This window comes from Oribacterium sp. HCP28S3_H8, from assembly GCF_052064775.1.
GTDB lineage: Bacteria > Bacillota > Clostridia > Lachnospirales > Lachnospiraceae > Oribacterium.
On sequence record NZ_JBQHUZ010000001.1, the window covers coordinates 150,180 to 172,828 of the forward strand.

19 protein-coding genes, 2 tRNA genes, 1 other RNA gene and 1 other annotated feature are annotated in these 22,649 nt (G+C 46.4%); of the genes, 20 read left to right on the forward strand and 2 right to left on the reverse strand.

All coding sequences use genetic code 11. The features are described 5' to 3' along the window. Positions 1-2 precede the first annotated feature (2 nt). From ACTNEN_RS00730 to asnA, 12 genes are all read left to right on the forward strand, one after another. Positions 3-1,658, forward strand: coding sequence for a nucleoside kinase (locus ACTNEN_RS00730; protein WP_441204151.1), 1,656 nt, complete (start codon positions 3-5; stop codon positions 1,656-1,658). Positions 1,659-1,756: 98 nt separating this feature from the next. Next, positions 1,757-2,101, forward strand: an RNA gene (rnpB, locus tag ACTNEN_RS00735) — RNase P RNA component class A. A gap of 97 nt (positions 2,102-2,198) precedes the next feature. Then, positions 2,199-2,450: a binding site (T-box leader), on the forward strand. A gap of 104 nt (positions 2,451-2,554) precedes the next feature. Then, positions 2,555-3,706 (forward strand): ABC transporter substrate binding protein, encoded by a 1,152-nt coding sequence (locus ACTNEN_RS00740; protein WP_441204152.1) that lies wholly within the window; start codon positions 2,555-2,557, stop codon positions 3,704-3,706. 25 nt (positions 3,707-3,731) lie between these two features. Continuing rightward, positions 3,732-4,691, forward strand: a complete 960-nt coding sequence (locus tag ACTNEN_RS00745) for an ABC transporter permease (RefSeq protein WP_441204153.1) — start codon at positions 3,732-3,734, stop codon at positions 4,689-4,691. After that, on the forward strand, positions 4,678-5,493 hold the full coding sequence (locus ACTNEN_RS00750; protein ID WP_441204154.1) for an ABC transporter ATP-binding protein: 816 nt from the start codon (positions 4,678-4,680) through the stop codon (positions 5,491-5,493). Before ACTNEN_RS00745 ends, ACTNEN_RS00750 begins: the two co-directional genes overlap by 14 nt. Before the next feature lie 170 nt (positions 5,494-5,663). Continuing rightward, the gene (locus tag ACTNEN_RS00755; RefSeq protein WP_441204155.1) at positions 5,664-6,302 is read left to right on the forward strand and encodes an AAA family ATPase; all 639 of its coding nucleotides are present in this window, start codon (positions 5,664-5,666) and stop codon (positions 6,300-6,302) included. Next, on the forward strand, positions 6,302-7,645 hold the full coding sequence (gene aroA, locus ACTNEN_RS00760) for a 3-phosphoshikimate 1-carboxyvinyltransferase (protein WP_441204404.1): 1,344 nt from the start codon (positions 6,302-6,304) through the stop codon (positions 7,643-7,645). Before ACTNEN_RS00755 ends, aroA begins: the two co-directional genes overlap by 1 nt. Before the next feature lie 36 nt (positions 7,646-7,681). Beyond that, a tRNA-Glu gene (locus ACTNEN_RS00765) sits at positions 7,682-7,753 on the forward strand. A 44-nt stretch (positions 7,754-7,797) separates the two neighbouring features. Next, positions 7,798-7,869 (forward strand) — tRNA-Glu (locus tag ACTNEN_RS00770). A 120-nt stretch (positions 7,870-7,989) separates the two neighbouring features. Then, positions 7,990-8,610 (forward strand): HAD family hydrolase, encoded by a 621-nt coding sequence (locus ACTNEN_RS00775; RefSeq protein ID WP_441204156.1) that lies wholly within the window; start codon positions 7,990-7,992, stop codon positions 8,608-8,610. A gap of 28 nt (positions 8,611-8,638) precedes the next feature. Then, positions 8,639-9,538 (forward strand): peptidoglycan editing factor PgeF, encoded by a 900-nt coding sequence (pgeF, locus tag ACTNEN_RS00780; protein ID WP_441204157.1) that lies wholly within the window; start codon positions 8,639-8,641, stop codon positions 9,536-9,538. 139 nt (positions 9,539-9,677) lie between these two features. Continuing rightward, positions 9,678-10,685, forward strand: coding sequence for an aspartate--ammonia ligase (gene asnA / locus ACTNEN_RS00785; RefSeq protein WP_441204158.1), 1,008 nt, complete (start codon positions 9,678-9,680; stop codon positions 10,683-10,685). Positions 10,686-10,796: 111 nt separating this feature from the next. On the opposite strand, the gene ACTNEN_RS00790 is transcribed toward asnA, so the two are convergent. Further along, a complete protein-coding gene (locus tag ACTNEN_RS00790) occupies positions 10,797-11,546 on the reverse strand; it encodes a ribonuclease H1 domain-containing protein (protein ID WP_441204159.1) in 750 nt (249 codons plus the stop codon). 124 nt (positions 11,547-11,670) lie between these two features. On the opposite strand from ACTNEN_RS00790, the gene ACTNEN_RS00795 reads away from it, so the two are divergent. The 8 genes from ACTNEN_RS00795 (at position 11,671) to ACTNEN_RS00830 (ending at position 21,084) form a co-directional block, all read left to right on the forward strand. After that, positions 11,671-12,420 carry an HAD family hydrolase gene (locus ACTNEN_RS00795; protein WP_441204160.1) on the forward strand — a complete coding sequence of 250 codons (750 nt, stop codon included), beginning with the start codon at positions 11,671-11,673 and terminating at the stop codon, positions 12,418-12,420. A 200-nt stretch (positions 12,421-12,620) separates the two neighbouring features. After that, positions 12,621-13,817: a GTP-binding protein gene (locus ACTNEN_RS00800; protein WP_441204161.1), complete on the forward strand. Its 1,197-nt coding sequence runs from the start codon at positions 12,621-12,623 to the stop codon at positions 13,815-13,817. 3 nt (positions 13,818-13,820) lie between these two features. Next, on the forward strand, positions 13,821-14,864 hold the full coding sequence (locus ACTNEN_RS00805; protein ID WP_441204162.1) for a TIGR03943 family putative permease subunit: 1,044 nt from the start codon (positions 13,821-13,823) through the stop codon (positions 14,862-14,864). A 235-nt stretch (positions 14,865-15,099) separates the two neighbouring features. After that, complete coding sequence (locus ACTNEN_RS00810) at positions 15,100-16,200, forward strand: ABC transporter substrate-binding protein (RefSeq protein ID WP_441204163.1); 1,101 nt, start codon at positions 15,100-15,102, stop codon at positions 16,198-16,200. A gap of 109 nt (positions 16,201-16,309) precedes the next feature. Further along, positions 16,310-17,362 (forward strand): ABC transporter permease, encoded by a 1,053-nt coding sequence (locus ACTNEN_RS00815; protein ID WP_441204164.1) that lies wholly within the window; start codon positions 16,310-16,312, stop codon positions 17,360-17,362. Continuing rightward, positions 17,362-18,159, forward strand: a complete 798-nt coding sequence (locus ACTNEN_RS00820; protein ID WP_441204165.1) for an ABC transporter ATP-binding protein — start codon at positions 17,362-17,364, stop codon at positions 18,157-18,159. The genes ACTNEN_RS00815 and ACTNEN_RS00820 overlap by 1 nt, the downstream gene beginning before the upstream one ends. Positions 18,160-18,397: 238 nt before the next feature. Next, on the forward strand, positions 18,398-20,056 hold the full coding sequence (locus ACTNEN_RS00825) for a C40 family peptidase (RefSeq protein ID WP_441204166.1): 1,659 nt from the start codon (positions 18,398-18,400) through the stop codon (positions 20,054-20,056). Between the two features lie 146 nt (positions 20,057-20,202). Next, complete coding sequence (locus ACTNEN_RS00830) at positions 20,203-21,084, forward strand: DegV family protein (protein WP_441204167.1); 882 nt, start codon at positions 20,203-20,205, stop codon at positions 21,082-21,084. 170 nt (positions 21,085-21,254) lie between these two features. Here the strand turns inward: ACTNEN_RS00830 and ACTNEN_RS00835 are convergent, their stop codons facing one another. After that, the gene (locus ACTNEN_RS00835; RefSeq protein ID WP_441204168.1) at positions 21,255-22,574 is read right to left on the reverse strand and encodes a MarR family transcriptional regulator; all 1,320 of its coding nucleotides are present in this window, start codon (positions 22,572-22,574) and stop codon (positions 21,255-21,257) included. Positions 22,575-22,649 lie beyond the last annotated feature (75 nt).

Consider the following 22,649-nt stretch of genomic DNA (forward strand, 5'->3'; position numbering starts at 1 on the left):
AAATGAATATTACAGCAAATGGTATTACAAAAGCTTTTCATCGGGAGAGTATCTGGAGAGATGTTGCGAATGCTTTCCAGCAGTATTACCCGCTTGACATTTTGCTGGTAAAGGATGGCAGCAGATTTTATGAGCTTCATAAAAGATGTCCGGATCAGGATATGAAAGTCGAGTTTATAACTGCAGCCTCCCGGATCGGCATCATGACGTATCAGCGCTCTGCAATCTTTATGATGCTGAGAGCCTTTTATAATGTATGTGAAACAGTTCCAGGATTTGAAGTTATCGTGGATTATACGATCGGAAATGGCTTTTACTGTTTCCTTAAAGGTTCTGTAGAGCCGACAAAAGAACTTCTGCAAAAAGTAAAGGACAAGATGCAGGAGTATCAGGAGCAGAAAATTCCAATCCTGAAGCGTTCTGTCAATACAGAGGATGCGATCCGCTTTTTTGGCAAGGTTGGGATGCATTCAAAGGAGCATCTGTTCCGCTATCGTATGACGAGCAGAGTGAATATCTACTCCATGAAGAACTTCTCCGATTATTTTTATGGTTATATGACGATGGATACCGGATATATCCGCTGGTTTGACCTGATTCCCTATGGAGAAGGTTTCATCCTGCTGCTTCCGACCGAGGAGCATCCGGATCAGCTGCCGGAATTTAAACCATCTCATAAGCTCTATGAGGTACAGCAGGAGTCTTCTAAATGGGCAAGGACCATAGGTATCTCCAATATCGGAGCATTAAATGAGATGATCGTGCGGGGACAGACGGATAATCTGATTCTTATGCAGGAAGCAATTTTTGAAAAGACCGTTGGAAATATTGCAACCCGTATTGCACATCAGAAAAAAAGAATCGTACTCATTGCAGGACCATCCTCCTCGGGTAAAACCACATTTTCCAAACGATTATCCATTCAGCTGCAGGCACTTGGACTGCATCCGCATCCGATTACAGTTGATAACTATTTCAAAAACCGGAAGGATGCTCCGAGAGATGCCAATGGAAACTATAATTTTGAGTCCATTGACTGTCTGGATCTGAAACAGTTTAATGATGACATGAATGCGCTGCTCAAGGGAGAGCGGGTCCCCATGCCAACCTACAATTTCATCAGCGGCGAACGTGAATACAACGGGAAATACATGCAGCTCTCGGATCAGGATGTGCTTGTGATTGAGGGCATTCACTGCCTCAATGACCAAATGTCCTATGCTCTGCCGGAGGAGTCCAGATTCCGGATTTATATTTCCGCTCTTACGCAGATTAATGTAGATGAGCATAACAGAATCCCGACAACAGATGGCAGACTATTACGCCGGATGGTGCGAGACAACCGGACGCGAGGATATTCGGCGCAGCAGACCATTGCGATGTGGAAAAATGTCAGGAAAGGTGAGGATGAAAATATCTTTCCATATCAGGAGAGCGCAGATGTGATGGTAAACTCATCCATGATTTATGAGCTCCCGGTGCTGAAAATTTATGCAACGCCTTTACTGTTTCAGATCCCGGAGGATGCGCCGGAGTATCGCGAGGCAAAGCGGCTTTTAAAGTTTCTTGACTATGTGCTGCCGATCAGTCCGGAGCTGATCCCAAGTAACTCTATCGTACGGGAGTTTATCGGCGGCTCCTGTCTCGATGTCGGTTAAGGACTAAGCTGCGATGTCAGATGAAAAAATGAATACCTCGATTTCAGATGATCACGAGAGATTTGACATTTGGCTTTTTTTTTAATAAAATACTGGCTTGAGTATTGCAGGTGGTCGCTGCCGGAACCGCGAAAGCTACCGGGAGAGGAAAGTCCGGGCTTCATAGAGCAGGATGCCTGATAACGTCAGGTTGAGGTGACTCACAGGATAGTGCAACAGAAATAAACCGCCGGCTTGTCCGGTAAGGGTGCAAAGGCAGTGTAAGAGACTACCGGTCTCGTGGTAACAGGAGACGCTCTGTAAACCCCATCCGAAGCAAGACCAAACAGAAGGCTAAGGGCTGCTCGTCTGCCTTCGGGTAGGTCGCTTGAGACTTATGGTGACATAAGCCCTAGATAGATGACCGCTTAATACATAACCCGGCTTACAGCAGTACTCAGAATCATAAGGAGGCCTGATCCGATGGGAGAAGGCTTCTTTTTTTATTTCTTATTATGACTTGACAAGCACGCCGCAAAGACGTATCATAACAGCAATATCGTAAAACCGTTGACGGAGAGAAGTAGCAGATTCCCGATATTACAGAGAGCCGCGGAGGGTGGAATCGTGGTATAAAGAGCATTTGTGAATGGACTTCGGAGGGCGTTTCGGAAGAAGCTTTAAGGTTTTCATCTGGCTTAGTATGAAACGACGGGTACTGCACCGTTATCAGGCAGCACATATGCTGGTATGTGTTAAAAGTGACCAAATGGTAATATGAGTGGTACCGCGGATCAATTATTCGTCTCATGCAAGGGTGGAAGCCCTGCATGGGATTTTTTGTTATTCGGGACACTTCCGGTCACAAACTCCAGTGCGAAACAAAAATATTTCAGTTACTACGGAGGAAAAGTACAATGAAAAAAAGATTAATGGCAGTTTCCATGGCAGCTGTATTGCTCGGTGCTTCCCTTGCAGCATGTGGCTCATCCAAAACACCGGATGCTTCAACACAGGCGGAATCAAAGACTGAAACCAAGGCTGAGGGTAATGCAGCAACAGAAGCAGCCAGTGAAGCTGCAGAGACTACTGCTGCTTCCCAGGACGCAGGCGGAGAGAAGACATTCAAGGTAGGTATCCTTAAGTTTATGGATCACCCATCTCTTAACCAGATCGAAAACAATGTTCTTGAGGAGTTGGATGCACTTTCTGTCAATGGTGTAAAATACAATTATCAGAATTATGTATTAAATGGACAGGGAGATGCCACCGTGCTGAATCAGATGGCAGCGCAGCTGATTTCTGATGGTGTGGATGCAGTGATCCCGATTGCGACTCCAGCAGCGCAGATCATGCAGTCTCAGGCGGAAGGTAAGGATCTGCCGATTGTTTTTTCTGCAGTATCTGATCCTGTTTCCGCTAAGCTGGTTTCATCCATGGATGCACCGGGAGCCAACATTACCGGAACCTCCGACTTCCTTAATACCAATGCAATTATGGATCTCATGCTTGCGGCAAATCCGGATACCGATTATGTAGGACTTTTGTATTCCAAGAGTGAGGATTCCTCGGAGGTTCCGATTGCGGATGCCAAGAAATATCTGGATGAAAAAGGCATCAAATATATTGAAAAAACAGGTACCACGACAGATGAGGTTAACCAGGCGGTGGACGCGCTGATCGCCGAGGGCGTGGATGCGATCTTTACGCCGACGGATAATACAATCCAGAAGGCAGAGCTTGCATTTTATGAGAAATTACAGGACGCCAAGATTCCTCATTACGCAGGAGCGGATTCCTTTGCTCTGAATGGTGCGTTTGTGGGTTACGGTGTAGATTACGCTAATCTCGGTAAGGCAACTGCTGACATGGTGGATCAGATTCTGAACCAGGGCAAGGATCCGGCAACGCTTGGTGTCGAAACCTTTGATAATGGTATCGCAACGATCAATACGGATACCTGTGAAGCGATCGGATACAATCTCGATGATGTTAAGACTGCTTTTAAGCCGCTCTGCACGAAGATTGTAGAAACAAAGACCACACAGGAGTTTGGCGATAATAAGTAAAGCAATAATCTGGAGGAAAATTTAAGTGACTGCTTTTTTAACAGCTGGAATTGTGCGGACCGCGCTGGAAGTCGGTTTGATCTATGCACTGGTTGCGCTGTCTCTGTTTATCAGCTACAGCATCCTTAATATCTGTGATCTGTCCACGGATGGATGCTATACTCTTGGATGCGCAGTAGGAGCGATGCTTACCATTGCGGGACATCCGTTTCTCGCGGTTCTCGCCGCGATGGCTGCCGGAGTCTGCTCCGGTTATGTAACTGCACTCTTGCAGACAAAATTTGGTGTAGAGAGTATCCTGGCAGGCATCATAGTAAATACCGGACTTTATACCATTAATCTTGCAGTCATGGGATTTTCCTCCAATGTTTCGATTTTCGGCAAAGACACTCTGTTCAGTCTTTTTGAAAGTCTCAGCGGAGCTCCATTCTGGCATGACTGGAATAAAACGGTTTTTCTCGTGCTGATGATACTTCTGGTATGCTTCCTGATCCGCTGGTTCCTCGGTACAACACTTGGCTTATCGATCCGTGCGACAGGAGACAGTCCTGCCATGGTACGTGCATCCTCGATCAATCCGGGATTCACTGTTACCGTAGGACTCTGTGTTTCCAACGCGCTTACCGGACTTGCAGGCTGTCTCATCGGGCAATACAACAAGACCTGTGATATCAATCTGGGTACCGGTATGGTCACCGTTGCGCTTGCATCGCTTGTCATCGGAGAGTCGCTGTTTGGCAGAGGCAGGATGCTGACCAGGATCTTTGGGGTAATTATAGGATCCTGCCTGTATCGGTTTGTGATCTCGCTTGCGCTGCGCCTCAATGTACCGACGGAAACCTTTAAGCTTGTGTCTGCAGTGATTGTCGCAATCGCCATTGCAGCGCCTAAGGCACGTCAGATTCTGAAGCTTAAGCATCAGGAGATTAGCAGCCGGAAAGAACGGAGACTGTATCGTGAGGGGGCAAAGCATGCTGAAGATTGAACATATTTCCAAGACCTTTTATCCGGGTACGGTCAATGAAAAAAAAGCCCTGGATCATCTGAGTCTGACCATGGAAGATGGGGATTTTGCAACCATCATTGGCTCCAATGGTGCCGGTAAGTCGACCTTGTTTAACGCGATTGCGGGCAGCTTTTTTACGGATACCGGATATATCGAACTTGATGGAGAGGATATCACCTTTACTCCGGAGCATGTAAGAAGCCGCTATATCGGGCGGCTCTTTCAGGATCCGCTGATGGGCACGGCTCCGCATATGACGATTGAGGAGAATCTCGCAGTAGCGTATCTGCGCGCTTCTGATACGAGACATCATCTTTTTGGCAGAGTTTCCAGAAAGGACCGGGAGATGTTCCGTGAACAACTCGCACTTCTGGATATGGGGCTGGAGGATCGCATGAATCACCCAGTTGGACTTCTGTCCGGAGGGCAGCGGCAGGCGCTTACACTTTTAATGGCAACGATGGTGACACCTAAGCTGCTCCTTTTGGATGAGCATACGGCAGCACTGGATCCTGCTACTGCAGCCAAGGTTCTGGAGCTGACCAAAGACATTGTGAAGGAACGTCATATTACCTGTCTTATGGTAACCCATAATATGAATCAGGCTCTTGAGCTTGGTAATCGCACACTTATGATGAATACCGGTACCATTGTGCTGGATGTTAAGGGCGCGGAACGTGAGGGAATGACTGTTCAGGATCTTCTGGATCGCTTTGCAGTCGGATCTGGCAGGGAATTTAATAACGATCGGATCCTTTTATCTACAAAAGAGGACATCTGATATAAACCTCGCTGTCGGTATTTTTCTACTGTTAAGCTGCTTCTTTTACAGCAGAAATTACTTTTCTTTATAGACTACATTTCAAGTTTCTATGTCCCGTTCTCTTGTAACGGGACATTCTTTTATTGTATAATTTGTATAGAAAATTTCGTCCAGTCAAGGAGGCAAATATGATCAAACAGCATTTTGTGATTACCATTGGCAGACAATATGGATCCGGCGGAAGATTGGTTGGCAAACGGCTGGCAGAGGAGCTTGGGATTCATTTTTATGATAATGATATTTTAAAGCTCACTTCTGAACGGACAGCTATTGGTGAGCAGTATTTCCGTATGGCAGATGAAAAAGCAGGAAACAATATCCTGTATAAGATTATCAATAATCTGACTCCGGATATCGGCAAGCCTAATCTTGATGATAATATTGTATCTCCGGAAAACCTTTTCCGTTTCCAGGCAGAAGTGATCCGGGAGATTGCAAAAAATGAAACCTGTATTATCGCCGGCAGATGCGGAAACTACATTTTAAAGGAAAACAATACACCAAATCTTGTGAACCTTTTTGTATATGCCGATATGACGACACGGATACAGAGAGTCATGGATTATGATAAAATCAATAAAGAGGATGCGGAAAAGCGGATCCGAAAGATTGACAAGGAGAGAACGGAGTATCATAGATACTATACCGGTGAAGACTGGATGAATCCAAGCAGCTATGATCTTCTGATCAATGCAAGCCGGATCAGCTATGATGAGATGGAAGTTCTCATGAAGGATTATATCAGGATGAAGGGATTTATAGATTGATGAAGATCACCGTAAGAAGCGCATCCATGCCACTGCATGGCACGATCACTGTACCGGGCGATAAGAGTATCTCCCATAGGGCTGTGATGCTGGGTGCATTGTCCGATGGAACAACACATGTAAGCGGTTTTCTTAACGGAGCTGACTGCCTTTCTACTATTTCCTGCTTCCGTAAAATGGGTGTCGAAATTGCACTTAGTCCGGATGAATCCGAGGTGGTGATCCATGGCAAGGGCATGCACGGATTAACAGCCCCCAAGGACACCTTGGACTGCGGCAATTCCGGTACAACTACACGACTTCTCACCGGGATACTCTCCGCGCAGGCTTTCACCTCGGTGATTACCGGCGATGAAAGCATACAGAAGCGTCCGATGAAGCGGGTGATGCTGCCACTGAGAGAAATGGGAGCTGATATCCGTTCAATCTACGAGAATGACTGCGCGCCCATGGAAATTCATGGAAAAAGACTACATGGCATTACGTATGTTTCACCTGTTGCGAGTGCACAGGTGAAGTCTTCCATTCTTTTTGCAGGACTTTATGCGGATGGCAGTACAACCGTGATTGAGCCATCCCTGTCGCGAGATCATTCCGAACGTATGCTACAGGCGCTTGGCGCTTCCGTCCAGACGGAGATACTTCCGGGCGGCAGGGCAAAAATCACGGTGGAGCCGTGCCGGAGTCTTACGGCATACCCGGGGACACTGGAGATTCCTGGTGATATTTCTTCCGCAGCTTATTTTATTTCTGCGGCAATGCTCGTCAAGGGGTCCGATCTTGTCATCCGAAATGTCGGAATCAATCCTACGAGAGCCGGGATCCTGGAAGCTTATCAAAGCATGGGAGCAGATATTACCTTGGAAAACAAAAGACTTGCCGGATCCGAGGAAATGGCGGATATCCATGTACGATATCACAAGCTGCACGGTACAGAAATCGGCGGAGTTCTGATTCCAAGGCTTATTGACGAGCTTCCGGTGATTGCAGCTGTTGCTGCGTCCGCAGAGGGTGAGACAATCATCCGGGACGCATCAGAACTTAAGGTGAAGGAATCCAACCGGATCCGGGTCATGGTCGAGGGTCTTATGAAGACAGGCATCAGTGCCGATGAAACAGAAGACGGAATGGTGATTCATGGACAGGGTACAGACCTTAAGATCCAAAGTACGGAAATTGATACCAAAAAGGATCACAGGATTGCCATGACATTTGCGGTACTTGCGCTTGCAGGAGATCTTAATACTGCAATTACACTTAAGGATGCAGAGTGCATCCGGATTTCCTATCCTTCCTTTTTTGAGGATTTTAAAAAAGTGGTTGACAACAGAGAGTGCCTTTGATAGTATTATCAAGTCGCAAGTGACGCGGCTTGATATGGCAGATTGGTCAAGAGGCTAAGACGCAGCCCTCTCACGGCTGAATCCCGGGTTCGATCCCCGGATCTGTCATCAAAAACTTAGAAAAGCATACCGGCTTTCCCGGTATGTACTGCGGCAGATTGGTCAAGAGGCTAAGACGCAGCCCTCTCACGGCTGAATCCCGGGTTCGATCCCCGGATCTGTCATTAAACCAGATCTTACGGATCTGGTTTTTTGTTGTCTTATGGTATCCTGAGTGAGGAAATCCTTGAACAGATCTACTTTATGGGATGTTTACGTCATGGTTTGGAGGTATGGTTTATTTTATGAAACATATTACCGAGTACAAAAACATAGTTTTTGATATGGGATGCGTGCTGATGGACTACGACCCTGATCGGTCGATCAGGAAATATACCAGCGATCCGGATATCATCCGGGAAATCCGCAATACGCTGTTTCTGTCCATGGAGTGGTTAAAGCTGGACTGCGGTCTGATTTCTGAAGAAACCGCTATCGAGAGAGTGCTTCCAAGACTATCGTCGGATGAAGCACGCGAGATTGCAGAAAAAGCGTTTAGCCATTGGGATGAATATAATATGTGGATCAAGGATGGCGCAGAGGAAATGATTCATAAGGTTCATGACCGTGGTCAGAAAATCTACATTCTTTCCAATGCAAGTGCCAGACTTCCTAAAATATATCGCCGGGTTATGCCGGCAGCAGAATTATATGATGGAGTTTTTTTCTCCGCAGAATATCAGTGTATAAAGCCGCAGGATCTCATTTATCAGACCTTTTTTAAGACCTTTCATTTACATCCGGAGGACTGCTTTTTTATCGATGATACCCCGGAAAACATTGAGGCATCGAGACGCAATGGCATGGAAGGCTATGTTTTCAGCGATGGAAGGATTGCCACATTAAAACATGTTCTGGAATTTTAACACGCACCACAAAGAGGAGACAGGAAGTATGCCGGGAATATCCGATATTAAGATACATCGTAAATCATATGGTCCAGTCATGCAGATCAATAATTTCACGAATCCGGATGGTTCAGAGCTTGATTATCTTACGTTCCCGGCATTGGAATGCTATGATATGGTTCAGCATGCGGTTTCCACACGTTTCGGCGGTGTGAGTAAGGGAATTTTCAGCAGTATGAATCTGAGCTTCACCCGCGGAGATGACGACAATGCAGTACGGGAGAATTTCAGAAGATATGCAAGACTATTTCATACGACAGAGGATCACTTTGTATTATCTTATCAGACGCATACGGTGAACGTACGAGAGATCACGGAGGCGGATGCCGGCAAGGGGCTTACACGGGAGCGAGGATTTACAGATGTTGATGGTCTGGTCACAAACGTACCCGGTCTGGTACTCGGAATTTTTGCGGCTGATTGCATTCCTCTTTTATTTCTGGACCCGGTTCACAAAGCGATTGGAGCGAGTCACGCGGGATGGCGCGGCACCGTAGGCAGAATCGGACGGGTTACGGTAGAAAAAATGCATGCCCTCTATGGCACGGAGCCGAAAGATCTGATTTGTACCATCGGTCCGGGAATTTGTCAGGACTGTTATGAGGTGTCAGCGGACGTTGCGGATCAGTTTATGAAAGAATTTCCTCAGCATGTTGTTGAAATTCTGAGAGAGCGAACAACTACGGATCAAGGAGAGCGTAAGTTCCTTCTGGACCTTTATCGTGCCAACTCGATCGTACTGAAGGATGCAGGAGTTTTGCAGGAGCATATTTCCATTACGGATATCTGCACCTGCTGTAATCCCGCGCTTCTTTTTTCTCATCGTTTTACGCACGGAAGGCGTGGAAATAACGCGGTTTTTATGAAGCTTCAGCGGGAGCGCTGATGTAAGAACAAGGATATTTGCAAAAACTCCTTGCAGAGCCAGCCGATTAAGCTTATGATAAAAGTTCGTAAGACAAATCACAGCTACAAATACATAAGATAAAGCAATGTGAACCATCATATTGCATTTGGAGGAAGCCATGGCATTAATTATCCCAAAGGATTATGATCCGAGATTATCGGTAAGAGAAACGCAGGAAGCAATTAAATATATCCGCGATACTTTCCAGAAGGAATTTGGGCGGGAAATGAACCTCAGCAGAATTTCCGCGCCGCTTTTTGTACCCAGAAGTTCCGGCTTCAACGATAATCTTAACGGTTATGAAAGACCGGTCAGCTTTGATGTGCCATGGTGGCCGGATGAAACCATTGAGGTAGTACATTCCCTTGCCAAATGGAAACGTATGGCGCTTAAGAAATACGGATTCCGTCCCGGAGAGGGTCTCTATACCAATATGAATGCAATCCGTCGGGATGAGGAGCTTGACAACGTGCACAGCTGCTATGTGGATCAGTGGGACTGGGAAATGGTTATCAACAAGGAGGATCGGAACCTGAATACGCTGGAGGGTACGGTTCGCATGATTTTCCGTATCATAAAGCATATGGAGCATGAGGTCTGGTATAAATATCCGCAGGCTGTAAAGAAGCTGCCGGATGACATTTACTTCATTGATTCTGAGACCCTGCTTCAGATGTATCCTGATAAAACACCAAAGGAACGGGAAAATGCCATCTGCAAGGAGCATGGCTGTGTATTTATTTCCAAGATCGGAGATAAGCTGTCCAATGGCAAGCCACATGATGGCAGAGCACCAGACTATGATGACTGGCAGTTAAATGGCGATATCCTTTTCTGGTATGAAACTCTGGGCTGCGCGCTTGAGATTTCTTCCATGGGTATCCGTGTGGATGAGGAGAGCCTCAGGTCTCAGCTCAAGAAAGCAGGCTGTGAGGACCGTGAGAAACTGCCATACCATGAGATGCTCTTAAAGGGTGAGTTGCCGTATACCATCGGCGGCGGTATCGGTCAGTCGAGATTATGCATGCTGCTTCTGGACCGCGCACATATCGGTGAGGTGCAGGCAAGCATCTGGCCACAGGATATGATTGACGAATGCTTCAAGCATAATATTTTCCTTCTGTAATACGAAATACCTGTTCCTGAGAAACTACTAATATATAACAGCCGCCATATCCTTTCATGGGTATGACGGCTGTTTTCATAATGACCGGTATAAGATGATATTTTGAGCCGCTTAGAGTTCATTGCCAACCGCCTGCTTTGCAATCCGGTCTACAAACTCGTTAAAACGAACCCCGGTATGTGCCGGAACCTTGTGAAACTCGATCCGGATGCGTGCGGACTGCGACTGCATAAACTGCTTATAGGCAATCGTCCCGGCTTTGTTGGTTTTCCATCTGCCCTGTGCCCACATCTCAATCCCCATATAATCATAAAAAATCGTAATGCTTTGAGCGCCGGCACGGACAGCCTCCTGCACAGCCCGCATGGATCCATGAATCTCCCCGGCAACATTACGCATGGATGCAAGGTCCGGATCTGAACCGGAGCCTTGGAAGCTTTGGTACGTCCCATCCCGGTGCATGAGCAGCACACCATATCCGAAGACATGCGTTGCATTATTAAAACTTCCGTCAACATAGGCAAGACACTCGGTGTCTACAGAGTCAAATTCCGCGGTAACATCAAAAGCACTGATCCCCTGATCGTCTGATCGCCCCGGGTTTTTTATTTCCGAATGAGAACCAGACATAGGTACATCCTTTCTCGCTACGGAAATTTTCCGCCTGGATTCTGATCCACCTTTGATGCTATGCTTCTGAGATGGCATAGCCCTCCCAGGACCAGCAAAGCGCTCCGCCTCCTCACGAGTCTTGAACTTTTTATATACTGCGCCGGAATACCCATCGACTTCCGCCTTGCATGCTTCCCATGAGAGATAGACCCCTGGCGTTCTGCCCTTTTGGACTGCGTAATAAAACATTCTAACATCTCCTATTTATTTGCATTTTATTAGGGATTTTAACATGGAAACATTTGCATGAAAAGATGGCTTATGTTATTATCGCGGAGAACTCAAGGATACATACATGTTGGGAGGATGCGCGATGTCAAAAGAATATAAGGCAGTTCTGCTCGACCTGGATGGCACTCTGGTAAATACACTTTACAGCCTCCAGGACACAATGAACAAGACGATGGAGCATTTCGGACTGGATCCGATTTCCATAGAGCAGGTGAAAAAATATATCGGAAACGGGTATCATGTTTTTGTAGAAAAATCCATCTCAGCTACAGCGGATCGGTATTACAGAGAAGCTGAAAAGTGGGAAGCCCGGGATGAGGATAAGGCTATGGACCTGGATCAGAAGGCAGATGAGATCATGGAGTTTTATGATGATGCCTGCGACTTCTACATTCGCCTTTTTGCCACGAACTGCACATATGGAAATGAAGCTTATCCCGGCATGAAGGAGAGTCTTGAGATACTGAAACAAAGAGGTAAGAAGCTTGCCTGCGTAACCAATAAATCACTTGAGGAAGCCAATAAAGTGCTGGATCAGGTCTATGGAGCCGGCTATTTTGATTATGTTTCCGGAGATGATGGTACGCATCCTCTGAAGCCGGATACCGGAGTAGTCAACGATGTCTGCACAAAGCTTCAGATTCCTGTTTCAGAATGCATCTTCGTCGGAGATACCAGAACCGATATGGAAACTGCGGCAAAGGCTGGGATGCCGTCTGTAGGATGTGCATTCGGATACCGGGGAGCAAAGGAGCTTGAGAAATATCATGCGACAACGATCATTGATCATGCAGGAGAGCTTGTTAAGGCAATTGATTCCATCTCCCGCTAACGACGCCTGGATGCGAATGCGGTCTGTTTAGAGAAATTTCACATTCCCGCGGGGGAAAGACCAACCGTACAGGTTGACAAAGCCTTTACGCGGGGACTATAATTAGCAATGCTTTTTAGAGAGTGCTAATGTCCCTGACGGATCCAGGTTATGGCGTGTCCGCAGGGTTTTGTTATTGCCATTTTGAGAGGAGTATAGTTATGACACGTATAGATATTGTCTCCGGCTTCCTGGGAGCGGGTAAAACCACATTTATTCAGAGACTTCTGGATGAGGCACTGAAGACCCAGAAGGTGGTTCTCATCGAAAATGAATTTGGAGAAATTGGTATTGATGGCGGCTTTTTAAAGGAATCCGGCATTGAAATCCGGGAGATGAACCAGGGATGTATCTGCTGCTCACTGGTCGGAGATTTTGAGAAATCTCTTACAGAGGTAGTAAACAGATATCAGCCTGATCGTATTATCATTGAACCGTCCGGTGTCGGCAAGCTCTCGGATATTATTGGCGCGGTAAAAACCGTGTCCGGAAAGCTTGATGTCGTACTGGATGCTGCCGTTACGGTCGTTGATGCCAAAAAGGCAAAGCTTTACAGCAGAAACTTCGGCGAGTTTTTTAATAACCAGATCCTGTACGCCGGTACGGTTGTTCTTTCCAGAACAGATATTGCGGATGATGCTAAAATTGAGGAAGCGGTTAAGATTGTAAAGGAAATCAATCCTAAGGCAACTGTCATTACCACACCGGAGGAAAAGCTTACAGGTGAGCAGCTCATCAATATCATTTCGGGTAAGGATACCCTGGAGGATGATATGATGAAGGAGGTCATGGACCGGGTTCACGAGCATGAGCATGAAGAGGAAGACGATGACGATCATGACGTAATCGAGACTCTGAGCAATGGTATCAGCATCCATCACCATCATGATCACCATCACCACCATCACGAGCATGACCATGAGGCTCACGAGCATGATCATGAAGAGGAGCATGATCATGATCACCATGACCATGACCACGACGAGCATGATCATGACCACCATGACCATGAAGATCATGATCACGAGCATCACGAGCATGAGCACCATCATCATCACAATCATGATGCGGATGAGGTATTCACAAACTGGGGTATGGAAACACCGCATCCTTTCAGCAAGGCAAAGCTTGCCGAGATTCTTAAGGATATGTCTGATTCCGATAAATTTGGAACGGTCGTAAGATGTAAGGGTATGCTTGAGATCGCGGAAGAGAAGGGCAAGTGGATGTATTTTGATCTGGTACCAGGTCAGACAGAGATCCGCGAGGGCAGTCCTGAGTATACAGGCAAGGTTGTCGTTATCGGCTCGGATCTTAAGGAAGATGTACTGAAGCAGGAATTTTGCGGGGAGAATTAATATATGGCAGAAAACGAAAATTACGAGAGTCTGAGAGATGATCAGATTCCTGTATTTGTCATAAACGGATTTCTGGAAGCCGGAAAGACGGAGTTTATAAAATTCACAATGGAGCAGGAATACTTCCAGACGGAAGGAACCACAATCCTGCTTCTATGCGAGGAGGGCGAATCCGAATATGATCCGGCTATGCTCAAGCGGAACCATACGGTGCTGGTTCCAATTTCTAAAGAGACCGAGCTCACCAAGGAGTATCTCGGTAAGCTTGCTGAAAAGTATGATCCGGAGAGAATCCTAATCGAGTGGAACGGCATGTGGAATCAGGACGATCTGTATGATGGTCCAATGAGCGAAAAGCTCCTTGCCAAAGCACAGAACCGGGAACCGGGTTACGAGGTATCCATGCCGGAGGACTGGGTCATCTATCAGGTGATTACCATTTTGGACGGCTCCAGTTTGGATCTTTATCTTAATAACATGAAATCCTTCCTGGGACAGATGTTAAGAAGGGCAGAGCTTGCGATTGTAAACCGCTGTGACGGCATCAGCAATGACAAGCTCGTGGACTATCGTAGAAAAATCCGTGCAATGGGACAGAATGCCATGATTGTCCTGGAAGATAAGGATGGCGAAATCCCTCAGGATACTTTGCCGGAGGATCTGCCATATGACATTAATGCGGACAGAATCGATCTGAAGCCGGAGGACTATGGCACCTGGTTTATTGACTGCATGGATAATCCGGACCGCTATATCGGTAAAGAGGTTTCCTTTGATGCGATGATTCTGAAGCGGAAAGGAAGTCCCGCAAATGAATTTGTTCCGGGACGTATGGCGATGACCTGCTGTGCACAGGATATGACCTTCCTCGGCTTTGTCTGCAAGGGAGATCCGAAGGAGCTTAGTGCCTACAAGACCAGAGACTGGGCTAAGGTAACGGCAAAGGTTGGTATGGCGGAACGGGAAGAATATAATGGCGAAGGACCCGTGCTGGAATGTCTGTCTCTCGTAAGAACGGGCGAAATTTCCGATCCGGTTACATTCTGACCTCATTGTGCTTAAATTTGTAAGAAACATATATATAAAAGAGCAAAAGGACCTTCAGTTAAAGCTTTAGTCCTTTTGCTTTTTTATTCATTGATTATATAAGTAATAACATAGAGTTATATAATTAAGTTCTGCTTGCAAATATTATAAAGCTGGATTATAATGCACACATATCAAAGATATTAACGCGTTAAAGCAGATTAGTGCAAATTGGTTAATATTGAGGGGGAAAATTATGAAAAAAGTAAAAAAACTTACAATTGTATCTATGACAGCGATTCTTGCAGCTTCCTCACTTGCAGCATGCGGATCTTCCTCTACGCCCAATGCAACAACTGCGGCAGCTGCTGCAGAAACCACTGCTGCATCAGAAACAACGGCATCCAATGAAAGTACTTCAGCGGCAAAGGAGAGCTCACAGGCAGCAGCCGAGTCCGGTGGTGCTAAAACAGCAGGAGACAAGAAGTTTAAGGTTGGTATCTGCCAGCTGGTACAGCACAACGCTCTGGATGCAGCAACCAAGGGCTTTGAAGAAACTCTTAAAAAAGAGCTGGGAGATAACGTAACAATTGACCTTCAGAACGCTCAAGGTGATTCGGCAACCTGTGCAACGATTGTCAATGGCTTTGTTTCCAATGAATATGATCTCATCATGGCAAATGCTACACCTGCTTTACAGGCAGCTGTATCTGCAACTACAGATATCCCAATTCTCGGAACCTCTGTAACCGATTATGGCACTGCGCTTAACATGAGCAATTTCAGCGGTACTACCGGCATTAATGTTTCCGGAACCTCAGATCTTGCGCCACTCGATCAGCAGGAGGATATGATCCTTGAGCTGGTACCGGATGTAAAGAAGGTTGGTATTCTGTACTGCTCGGCTGAGGCTAACTCCAAGTTCCAGGCAACACAGATCGAGAAGTATCTCGATGAGGACGGTGTGCAATATCAGGAGTATACATTCTCCGATTCCAACGATCTGCAGTCGGTAGTTACCTCTGCTGTTGGAAATATTGATGCGCTTTACATCCCAACCGATAACACGGCAGCTTCCAACATGACCGTTGTTAACAACGTAACGGAACCTGCAAAGATTCCGGTCATCTGCGGCGAGGAAAATATGATGAAATCCGGCGGACTGGCAACACTTTCCATCAGCTACTATGATCTGGGTGCTGCAACAGCCAAGCAGGCGATTGATATCCTTGTAAACGGCGCGGATGTTTCCACCATGGAAATCGCCTATGCAAGTGCTACAACCAAGGAGTACAATAAAAAATATGCTGATGCGATCGGTATCACAATCCCGTCCGACTATACTGCAGTGGAATAATTAGCGATTCCGTACTTTACAGAACTGCATCAGTATCAGTATAATAAACGAAATAGCGCAGGTGCTATAGTGCCTGCGCTTTTTTATGAATTGAGACAGGAGAGTATTTATGGCAGCCTATTTTGCATCCCTTAATCCGGTAGCGCTTTGGAATGCTGCTCCCGGAGGTATCGCGCAGGGTCTGATCTGGGGTATCATGGCACTTGGCGTTTACATGACATTCCGAATCCTTAATTTTGCGGATATGACCGTGGATGGTTCCTTTGCCCTTGGCGGAGCAATCGCCGTCATGCTGATGTTAAAAGGAGTTAACCCGGAGATTGTGCTGGTAGTATCATTTCTTGCAGGTCTTGGCGCCGGCTTTATCACCGGCTTTTTACATACCATGCTGGGTATCCCCGACATTCTTGCAGGAATTCTGACACAGATTTCTCTTTACTCGATTAATCTGAACATCATGGGTAAAGCGAATCAGGCGGTTCCCGTTGGTCAGGTGAGAGTATTCTTTACCTCCAATATCCGTTATCTCGGACAGACAATTGCCCTGACACTGGTGGTGGATGTAATCCTGATTGCGATTTTTTACTGGTTCCTCGGCACTGAAAACGGCAGTGCGATCCGTGCGACCGGTATCAATGCGCATATGTCACGCGCCCAGGGCATTAATACGAACCGCATGAAGGTGGAAGCTCTCATGGTAGGAAATGCCCTTGTTTCTTTATCCGGAGGCATCCTTGCAGAATATCAGGGCTTTGCCGATGTCAAGATGGGACAAGGCTCCATCGTCATTGGTCTTGCTGCCGTCATCATCGGAGAGGTGCTTGCACAGCTTGTTGCAGGTAAAAGGCTTAACTTTATCCTGCGATTGAGTTTTACCGTGATTGGCGCCATCGTATATTACATGGTCTATGTTTTTGTTCTCTGGCTTAAGTTCCCGGCGGATGATATGAAGCTCCTGACTGCAATTGTGGTAGCGATCTTCCTGGCAGTTCCATATTTCCAGGAGCAGAAGACAAGCTCCTTCCATGGGCTGAAAAGAAGAAACGCAAAGCTCAGGGAAGCCATGCGCAAGGCTGCGGAGGGCGATGACGTGATTAATGATACAGCAGCTGAGGATGAGCGACAGGAGCAGACGACAGAAACCGGGAAGGAGGCAGACTGATGCTGGAGTTAAGACATATTTACAAAACATTTAATCCCGGAACCATCAATGAAAAGAAAGCGCTGGTTGATGTCAATCTGACACTTGAGGACGGCGACTTCTGCACAGTGATCGGCGGTAATGGCGCCGGTAAATCTACGATTATGAATGCCATTGCCGGAGTGTGGCCGCTGGATTCTGGTATGATTCTTGTAGATGGAGTAGACATTTCCGGACTCTCGGAATACCAGAGAGCTCCTTTTTTTGGACGCGTGTTCCAGGATCCGATGACTGGTACCGCTGCAGATATGCAGATTGATGAAAATATGGCGCTTGCTGCAAGGAGAGGTCAGAAACGAGGGTTACGCTGGGGCTGCACAGCCAGAGAGCGTCAGACTTATCGCGCAATGCTGTCGAGACTGGACCTTGGACTTGAGGACCGCCTGACTGCAAAGGTCGGACTGCTCTCCGGAGGTCAGCGACAGGCGCTTACACTGATCATGGCAACCATGAAAAAGCCCAAGGTATTGCTGCTGGATGAGCACACAGCGGCGCTGGATCCTAAGACTGCGTCCAAGGTATTGCAGGCGACCGACCAGATTGTAACAGAAAACAATCTGACGACTTTGATGGTAACCCACAATATGAGGGATGCCATCGCTCATGGCAACCGGCTGATCATGCTGGACAGCGGACATATTATCTATGATGTAAAAGGTGAGGAAAAGAAAAAGCTAACCGTTGAGGATCTGCTTAAAAAGTTTGAGGAGGTGTCGGGAGGCGCCTTTGCCAATGACCGTATGATTCTCTCAAAATAATCAGAGGCAGGGAGCTGTCTGCCGGTTATGAACTGATTATATAAATCTGATTCTCAAGTAAAAGTCTGCCGATTCTGTCGGCGGACTTTTTTCGGTCTGTATATATAAGAAAGGTCAATTTAGGATAACGAAACTCAGACTCGCTGAGATTCGTTAACATACGCACACGAATAACATTGTACTTCTTAGTGAAAAACTGCTATGATAGGAACCTATATAAATTATATAAGGAAGTCGTATGAAAAAACCTAATATCAAAATAAAATTTGAGCCAGGCTCTGATCGGGACAGACTCCTCCTTAAAATTTCCAGTATCATTTTGATTGTACTGGTGCTCCTTTTATGCGGGGTACTGATTGCACGTCGCACAGGCTCAACAAACGGAACTAAGAAGCGTTGGCAGGCTTCCGCTATGAGTGAGCTTGCGTCTGCTTCAGACCTCTCCGACGCAACAGTATCCGAGATCAGGAATTTAACCGATGCGCTTAAGGCGGAGACAGTAAAAAATACAATTTCAGAATATCAGAATCTTGGAATTGTGCAATGCAGCTCTTACATCAATCTCCGTTCTGCACCGGACCAGAAGGATATTTCCAACATCAAAGGGATGCTGTCCAATCACGCGGCGGTTGACATTATAGAGGAGCACCCGGAGGGTGCGGATGGGTGGATGAAGATCCGTTCCGGCGGCATGGAGGGTTACATTTCGAGCAGCTTCGTCATTACCGGAGAGGAAGCAAAGGAACTTGTGCCGGAGCTTATCGAGAGCAGGGCATGTATTGTTACCGATAAACTGAGAATCCGTTCCACACCTGAAATCAGGGACGGAAATACCGTCGGTTCTGCCGCAAAGGGAGAGAAATATCAGGTCCTCCGCCGTATTGGCTCGGACTGGCTGGAAATTGTGCCGGATAACATCGATGGCGTAGATGTGGCTTACATGTCATCTAAGCCGGAGAATGTTTCCATGTCTTATGGGCTCGATGAAGCCCGAAGCCTTGATTTAAGGCAGAAGGTGCTCAACATGTATGACCATCTGGGCGTTTCCAAGGCATCCGATTATGTAAATGTCCGTAAAACGCCGGAGGAAGATGGCATCAACAACATCGTCGGGAAGCTTCCTGGATTTGCCGGTGCCAATATCCTCGGGGAAGAAAATGGCTGGTACAAGATTCAGTCCGGTAAGGTTACCGGATATGTTAGGGCTGATTTTATTGCGAGCGGAACAGAAGCGGAACAGCTTGCCGTGAACCACGCCCAGGTTATGGCAATTGTCAATACAGATGCTTTGAATGTGCGCTCTGAACCATCTACAGACTCGCAGGCATGGACGCAGATCACCAGGGATCAGCGTTACAGCGTGATCAATCAGCTGGATGGATGGGTGCAGCTGGATCTTGACAGCGGTGATGATGAAGACACAGAGCAGGGCTCTTATGTTTCAACCAGAGACAATAATGTATCTGTTACATACGCACTGCAGGAAGCGGTAGAGTATTATCCGGCCCTTGACGCAGCAAATAAAGCGGCAGCATTCCGTAGTCAGATTGTAAACTTTGCATGCCAGTATGTCGGCGGCAGATATGTCTGGGGTGGAAATTCGCTCACCAACGGTGTAGACTGCTCCGGATTTACACAGCAGGTACTGAAGCATTTCGGAATCTCTGTGCCGAGAGTTTCCAGAGATCAGGCAAGGACCGGTACGGCTGTCAGCAGTCAGAACATGAAGCCTGGTGATTTGATTTTTTATGCCAACCGTAGGGGCACCATTAATCACGTTGGTATGTACATTGGAAACGGGCAGGTGGTGAATGCTGCCTCCAGAAGGTCCGGAATCCGCATTTATCGCTGGAATTACCGAACGCCTGTCGCAATCCGCAATGTCATCGGAAGCTGAGAATAAGAGATCCCCGGCAGTATCCAGCAGACAGTCTGATAAAAGTTTTGAAATGATTTGAAACTTCTCATTGTATTCTATACAGGTATACGCTATGATTAAATCGTTTTTGAAACTTTGAATCACATCTTATCAGGGGAATACACATGGCTAATTATGTAATCAGCTGCTGCTCAACGGTAGATATGCCGGAGAGCTGGGTAAGAGAACGTTCGGTATATCCCGCATATTTCCATCTGTATGTGGGCGAAGATGAGTATCTGGATGATTTTTTCCAGTCAATTCGTCCTGACCAATTATATAAAAGGATGCTGGCGGGGGAGCCGACCAGAACCTCTCAGGTTAATGTAGAGGAGTATGAGGAGCATTTCCGTAGATTTCTTAAGGATGGTAAGGACGTTTTGCATATCGCCCTTTCCAGTGGAATATCAGGAACTGTCAATTCAGCCAGAATCGCCGCGGAGGATCTGAAGGAGGAATTTCCGGACCGTAAAATTTATATCGTAGATTCACTTTGCGCATCCTCCGGATATGGACTTCTGGTGGATAAGGCTGCCGACCTCCGGGATAGCAGTTCATCAATCGAGGAATTGCGGGACTGGCTGGAAGAACATAAGTCAGAGGTTCAGCACTGGTTTTTTACTTCGGATCTTACCTTTTTTATCCGTGGCGGCAGAGTATCAAAGACTGCCGGGTTTATAGGCTCAGTCTTAAATATCTGTCCACTGCTGCATGTTGCTGCTGATGGCACACTGCAGCCGGTGGAAAAGGTCCGCACCAAAAGAAAGGTTATAGAAAAAACCGTAAGTAAAATGGCAGAGCTTGCCGTTCATGGCAGTGAATATGATGGGAAGTGCTTTATCAGTCATTCCAATTGTTTGGAGGATGCGGAAGCTATGCGAAGCCGGATTGAGGCTGTATTCCCGCACATGAAGGGTAAGGTGCAGATTTATCCGATCGGCTCAACCATCGGCTGCCATACCGGTCCCGGAACCGTGGCGCTCTTTTTCTGGGGACAGAAGCGATAACAAATTTTTATATTCATTGTTGCATGGCATTGACTCATTGGATTTTCTATTAGTGTATAAGGATATATTGAGTATACATAATGAGCCTTTACTAAAAAAGAAGACGTTTCCCCGGTATATACTGGGAAACGTCTTCTTTTTTTGCTTCTTTTGGTTCAAAAGGTAATTTATCAGAGCAGGGCATTCCGGAATTCTTTGGAATTAAATTTATAATAATGTGTCGGTCGTCCAAGATGCGAGGCTTTTTTAGGAGTATCCTCTGCCTCGGTAAGATCCAGAATATGAAGCTCTGTCAGCTTCACCAAAATCCTGCTCGCGGAACGTGGTGTAATTCCAAGCAGAGTAGCAAGATTCATGGAGCTTAAAATCTGCCCCTCATCCTGCTCAAACATACTGATCAGCTTCAGGATGTTTGTTTCATTGATGCCTTTGTCTCTTGCAAAAGCCAGTGCCTTTTCGTTAGAGTAGCTGTAGATCAGCTTGGTGTCAGCAGACAGAGGTCCTGTTACCGTGCCTTCCTCACCGACAAAAAATGCATCATTTCTGCCATAACGATTTGCCTCAAGCAGTGCGTGCTCTGAGAAATAGCGGCTTCTCTCCCGAGAGGATCCCAGTCCTGCACCTATGCGGAAGGGAAATCCTATTTTTTTTCTAAGATCCAGTAAAATCGGCCGCAGTGATTCAGCTTCAAATGTCCCTGCATCCATCTGTGTATGCAGTTCAAATTGATTAAACCCCTGATTGATGGAAAAATGCAGGTGATTGGATTTGCGATAATCCGCAAGCATTTTATAAATGGTGGCTTCTCTGTATTCCTGCTCCTCCTGGTCAATGTCCTCACCAAAGGGTAAGCGGATCAGGATATTGAGCTCATCCTTCTGTTCAATGCTGTCAAGCTTCAGTTCATTGAGTGCTGATTTAATAGACTTGATGATCATCTCCCTGGAAGGCCAGACGGCTACATACGGGATATGCAGTTCGTCCAGACGTTTCAGATTATTAATACTCCTTGAAAGGATAAGATCAATCTTGCCCTGGTCAAAAAGATCTTTGGCATAGCTTGTAATGTGCCGGTAGTCGTAATGGGTGTCATTAAAACAGTAGGGCATGTTCTCTGGCTTGATATACTGATCTATATCCATATAATGATTGGTAATCGTCAGGAAATCGCAGAATACCCGATTTAACGGGATATCCGGATGCTCAATTTTAAAATTCAGCAGGATGGAGAGTACATCGATGGTTTCATATGCAGTAAATGCACATGGAATCCGGTTGTCGGGAAACTTGTTTTTCATGTAATGATATCCAAGCTCTCCGGAAAAGAATATGACATCACATTTTCCCCGACACTCATCATAAATACTGTCGATGTCAGACATCTTTTTATAGATGTATGTATGGAACTGACATCCAAGGTCCATTTCACTAATGGCTTTATCAATGGGCTCCAGCCCATGGTCAGGGCTGACCACGGCAACACTGATCATATTACAGCCTCGCTTCCAGATTTTGTAAAAGACATAAACGACATAAACTATATTGAAGATTACCACTGCAATATG

Excerpts from the sequence above, each read along its gene's own strand:
- ACTNEN_RS00810 (WP_441204163.1), top strand. The coding sequence starts at position 15,100 with ATGAAAAAAGTAAAAAAACTTACAATTGTATCTATGACAGCGATTCTT.
- ACTNEN_RS00795 (WP_441204160.1), top strand. The coding sequence starts at position 11,671 with ATGTCAAAAGAATATAAGGCAGTTCTGCTCGACCTGGATGGCACTCTG.
- ACTNEN_RS00790 (WP_441204159.1), bottom strand. The coding sequence starts at position 11,546 with ATGTTTTATTACGCAGTCCAAAAGGGCAGAACGCCAGGGGTCTATCTC.
- ACTNEN_RS00740 (WP_441204152.1), top strand. The coding sequence starts at position 2,555 with ATGAAAAAAAGATTAATGGCAGTTTCCATGGCAGCTGTATTGCTCGGT.
- ACTNEN_RS00775 (WP_441204156.1), top strand. The coding sequence starts at position 7,990 with ATGAAACATATTACCGAGTACAAAAACATAGTTTTTGATATGGGATGC.
- ACTNEN_RS00730 (WP_441204151.1), top strand. The coding sequence starts at position 3 with ATGAATATTACAGCAAATGGTATTACAAAAGCTTTTCATCGGGAGAGT.
- ACTNEN_RS00755 (WP_441204155.1), top strand. The coding sequence starts at position 5,664 with ATGATCAAACAGCATTTTGTGATTACCATTGGCAGACAATATGGATCC.
- ACTNEN_RS00835 (WP_441204168.1), bottom strand. The coding sequence starts at position 22,574 with ATGATCAGTGTTGCCGTGGTCAGCCCTGACCATGGGCTGGAGCCCATT.
- ACTNEN_RS00750 (WP_441204154.1), top strand. The coding sequence starts at position 4,678 with ATGCTGAAGATTGAACATATTTCCAAGACCTTTTATCCGGGTACGGTC.
- ACTNEN_RS00805 (WP_441204162.1), top strand. The coding sequence starts at position 13,821 with ATGGCAGAAAACGAAAATTACGAGAGTCTGAGAGATGATCAGATTCCT.
- ACTNEN_RS00825 (WP_441204166.1), top strand. The coding sequence starts at position 18,398 with ATGAAAAAACCTAATATCAAAATAAAATTTGAGCCAGGCTCTGATCGG.
- ACTNEN_RS00830 (WP_441204167.1), top strand. The coding sequence starts at position 20,203 with ATGGCTAATTATGTAATCAGCTGCTGCTCAACGGTAGATATGCCGGAG.
- aroA (WP_441204404.1), top strand. The coding sequence starts at position 6,302 with ATGAAGATCACCGTAAGAAGCGCATCCATGCCACTGCATGGCACGATC.
- ACTNEN_RS00800 (WP_441204161.1), top strand. The coding sequence starts at position 12,621 with ATGACACGTATAGATATTGTCTCCGGCTTCCTGGGAGCGGGTAAAACC.
- pgeF (WP_441204157.1), top strand. The coding sequence starts at position 8,639 with ATGCCGGGAATATCCGATATTAAGATACATCGTAAATCATATGGTCCA.
- asnA (WP_441204158.1), top strand. The coding sequence starts at position 9,678 with ATGGCATTAATTATCCCAAAGGATTATGATCCGAGATTATCGGTAAGA.
- ACTNEN_RS00820 (WP_441204165.1), top strand. The coding sequence starts at position 17,362 with ATGCTGGAGTTAAGACATATTTACAAAACATTTAATCCCGGAACCATC.
- ACTNEN_RS00815 (WP_441204164.1), top strand. The coding sequence starts at position 16,310 with ATGGCAGCCTATTTTGCATCCCTTAATCCGGTAGCGCTTTGGAATGCT.